This is a genomic window from Paraglaciecola sp. (assembly GCF_030730205.1).
Classification (GTDB): domain Bacteria; phylum Pseudomonadota; class Gammaproteobacteria; order Enterobacterales; family Alteromonadaceae; genus Paraglaciecola.
In genome coordinates, this window is record NZ_JANQVQ010000107.1 from 1 (window position 1) to 4,053 (window position 4,053).

Below are 4,053 nucleotides of genomic sequence, written 5' to 3' on the forward strand. Positions count from 1 at the left end.
GCCAATAAGCATGCCTGTGCTATCAACCAGTATCAGTCTGGCCACGTTACCGGTGTAAGTGGCACGGCTGTTGATACCGAAGCGCGTCAACTAGCTGCCGTGTTTATAGACACTCATTTAGCGCAAGCACCGGTTTTGGTGTTGTTGGATGGAGGTTTGGCGTTTTTATCTGTTTTAGTTGCCGGTATTTACGCCGGTACGACTATTGCACCTTGTCCGGTTCCTACAAAAGACCAAGACTATCAGCGTTTATCTGCTATACATAATGACACTAAGTTTAAGTGGGCGATTGTTCATACCAGTGATGAGCAAAAAATAGCAGAGCGTTTACCAAATATTGAGATTGTTACGGTTGAAAGCTTGTTGGCGAAGGCTAACGTGTTAAAGCCAGTTACTGAGTTTTTACAACCAGTGGATGATATCTCGATAATTCAGTATTCATCAGGTTCTACCGCGAGTCCTAAAGGGGTGTTGCTTACCGGGAAAATGATACTCGCTAATTTTGCGAAGATGCGCCAGAGCTGGAAACTCGGAGAGCAGCATCGTTATTTAAACTGGTTGCCGCATTATCATGATATGGGGTTGTTTGGCGGTATTCTGTATCCCATATTGGCGTGCGGTTGGATAATGATGATGGCGTCTAAGGATTTTATAAGTCGTCCATCAATCTGGTTAAAGCTTATTAGTCAGTATAGAGTAAACTTTAGTGGCGGTCCCCCTTTTGCCTATGAGCTTTGTCTGCGCTATCTGAACAGCAAGTTAAAAGCTGAACTGGATTTGAGTTGTTGGACTTCAGCTTTTTGTGGTGCTGACTATATTCCTGCAAGCCTTAAGCAACATCTAGTTGAAGGGTTGTCTGATGCTGGATTTTCAGAAAGTGCGTTTTTTGCCTGCTATGGGCTTGCTGAAACCGTATTATTCGCTGGTGGCGAAAGGTGTATTGAGGGACAAGACTCTTGTGCTTTGCCGCTGCTGATGAAGCCTAAAAGTGATAATACATTACCTTGTTACTTAGGACGGGAACACGCTGATATAGGTATTTTTTCCCTGAAAAATAATGAATCACTTGAAGACGGCCTGGAAGGTGAAATTTGCCTTACCGGGGATGCTGTGGCGCTAAACTATACTTCAGGTGAACTACCTTCATTCGAGTATCAGCAACGTCGTTGGATTAAAACGGGTGATGTGGGTATCATCCAAAATGATTTTTTAACTATAACTGGTAGATTAAAAGATATTATCAAACTAAGGGGGAAAACCCTCTATCCATTTGATTTTGCTGTGTTGGCAAATAAAATTTGCCCGCAACTTAACCCTCACGCAATTATACTTCAACTAGCGGAAGGTGGTGATGTGTTGCGTTTCTCGATTGAGACCTACCAAAACCAAAGCAATTTATCGCATAACGAAATCGCTGTGGCGCTTCAGTTAGCTTTTAATGATGCTTTTGGGGTATTTGTACGAGATATAGACTTATACAAACGTAATACCCTACCTCGAACAACAAGTGGTAAGATCCAGCGCTGGGTGAAGCGCGAGGAGTAGCATGCAGCATTCTAAACGGCCATTAATATGCTTGCATCAGGCAGCACAAAAGTGTTTAGCAAAACCTGTTATGCTGGCACCTTCACCAGTTGATTATTTAGAGAAAATACAAAATAGTGCCAACGTCGATCTAAAGCTACTTATTGCTTATTCACAGCAGATGTTGTTTTTTATGCAAGGTAGTATTCATCAAGATATAAAAGAGCGATTGCGTGAACCCCTTGGACCAGAAAACGTATCTCGGTATCAATTGATTATCGACGATGTTTGTGAAGAGGTATTGTTTACTTTGGCGCAAAAATCTGGCGTAGTCGATATTGTTTGTGACATTGAAGAGCCACTTTTTGTGGGGTTGGTTCAACGGGTATTTGGCTATGCGCCAGTTTGTGTTAGGTCGTTTTTAAGAGATGTCGATGTAAGTGTAAAAATAGTAGAGCCTGTTCAGTCAGTAAAAACGCTACTAAAAATACAAGCCGTATTGCGTAATATGATCACTTCTATTATTGAGCAGCTGAAAAACCCACGTAAATCAGGCTTAATGTATGATATTCATAGTAAGCTAATGGGCGAAAATAGGTCTTATTCGTTAGATCAAATCGCTGCAACCATAGCAATACTTCTAATTGCCTCGCGTACGAGCAGCGAGACTATTTCGCACATCGTGATTAAAAACGACTCTCTTTCGAAGCCCTTGCGGTCTAAATTTTCTGATAAAAAGTGGGTGGCAGCATATTTTCAGACGTTGGTAAGGTTTTGTGTATCTACGGAATATTTGACCAGAGTGGCATCTGCGGATGTAGTGATAGACGATATAGAGCTAAAAAAGAATGACTCTCTGTTTATTCATGTGCCATCGGTCAACCGGGATAAGTCTCACTTTCGTAATTGTGAATATGAACAGATTGCCAACTTCCCTCCAGAGCGCCATCTTGCGTTTGGGGCAGGTGTTCATCGTTGCCCTGGCTCTGAATTAGCCCGTCAACTGATTGTGACTTTTATCTCCGGTCTATTTCGGCGGTTCCCAGATGTTAGGGTTGAACAACACAGTGTAATATTTAAGTCATCTCTATTAGCTAAGAGGATCGCTTCTGCCAGTGTCTTATTGGGAGATGAGGAACAAGGAAATAAGCAGTGATAACGGATATGCGCCAGATTGACGAATTTGCAAACAACCCTAACATGGTTTTTATAACTGATTACAAGCTTGCTTTGCAAATTTTAAAAAATGAATACTTTGAGATACCGAATCTTTATCAATATCTAGAACGCTTGGAAGAGGCATCTGGTAAATCGTTTGAAATGACCCGGTGTTTTGTGAATGCTTCACCGTTTTTTCTGGAGAACTCACGGCACAAAATGCTGCGCCAGATCGCTTTGGAGTTTTTAAGCAGAAGTAATCTCAAGCAGTGGGATGCTTTTTTTTCCGAGAAAATTAAGAGCATTATTAATGATTTGCCTTTACTTGGCTCATTTGATTTAGTTGCCAATGTTGGCCTGCCAATTTTCGACAGAATAGCCCGCCCATTACTGGGGGTTTTCCCGAGTAATAAAAAAGATTTTGATCGCATAGCTACGGTGCTTCAGCGTATGGTAGAGCCAATGTTGCCGCTTAAGCAAAGGCTTCAGAGTGAATCTGATTTTAAATATCTTATAAAAATGCTAGAGGCAGCAACTACGGAGGCGGCTGGGCAAACGAATACCGGTGATCGTAAGTTGCCCACTAAATCTTTATTGGAACAAGTGCAAATTGACAAGCCTTTTGACCAGCTAACTTGCTATGCCTTTGTAACGGCAATGTATGCGGCCATGGCACCCTTAGTTCAGACCACTGTTAATATGTTGGCACTTATTTATTCTGAAAATAATGGTAAGGCGCTAACTGTTGCACAGTTTGAAGATCAGTTTGATTTCCTGTTTCATTTATCTACTGCGCCTAGATACATTCACCGTATTTCTAAGAAAAAGATATTATTAGAAGGTCTTGAGATCAATGAGGGGATGACCGTACTGATTGATATACAGCAAGCTGTAATAAAATCTGAAGTTAATAACAAAATAGCTAAGCAGTTAGATTTTGGATTTGGAACGCATTTTTGCGTAGGTGCGATGTTGTCAAAGCGGATCCTCAAAGAGCTTGTGCCCATGTTTATGGCACGTTTTACCCATCTTAATGTGTTACATAAAGTTGCAGATGACGAATTAAACATTGCTTATGCATACAAGCAAATTCTGGTTTCGCCTGTTAATGTTCCACATTAATTCTGAGTTATAAATGTAAATCATATTCATATCAAGAGGTTATTATAATTGAATCAAGCTAATCATCAGAACATTATCGACTTTATTTTGGATAATGTGGCGCAGTTATGTAAAAAACCACGCGAAGAATTATTCGCTGATACTTTACTTGCTGCTGTAGGAGTGGACTCCTTATATGCAGTATTGTTATGTGGGAAAATAGAAGATGAGTTTGAGTTAGAAATAGAACCAATAGTGATGTTTCAGTAC

The 4,053-nt window shown here is 40.7% G+C and carries 4 protein-coding genes; all 4 read left to right on the forward strand.

Going from position 1 to position 4,053, the window contains the following annotated elements; genetic code table 11:
- Positions 1-1,545 (forward strand): AMP-binding protein (locus NWQ57_RS08240; RefSeq protein ID WP_306021666.1); only part of this gene is annotated, 1,545 nt, incomplete at its 5' end.
- Position 1,546: 1 nt separating this feature from the next.
- Positions 1,547-2,680 carry a cytochrome P450 gene (locus NWQ57_RS08245; RefSeq protein WP_306021667.1) on the forward strand — a complete coding sequence of 378 codons (1,134 nt, stop codon included), beginning with the start codon at positions 1,547-1,549 and terminating at the stop codon, positions 2,678-2,680.
- 8 nt (positions 2,681-2,688) lie between these two features.
- Entirely contained in the window at positions 2,689-3,804 is a 1,116-nt protein-coding gene (locus NWQ57_RS08250) for a hypothetical protein (RefSeq protein WP_306021668.1), read from the forward strand.
- A 48-nt stretch (positions 3,805-3,852) separates the two neighbouring features.
- Positions 3,853-4,053, forward strand: a 201-nt coding sequence (locus NWQ57_RS08255; RefSeq protein WP_306021669.1) for an acyl carrier protein, incomplete at its 3' end; no start/stop codon positions are given.

Bases quoted from the DNA above. Each gene is read 5' to 3' on its own strand.
- NWQ57_RS08245 (WP_306021667.1), top strand. From the start codon at position 1,547: ATGCAGCATTCTAAACGGCCATTAATATGCTTGCATCAGGCAGCACAA.
- NWQ57_RS08250 (WP_306021668.1), top strand. From the start codon at position 2,689: ATGCGCCAGATTGACGAATTTGCAAACAACCCTAACATGGTTTTTATA.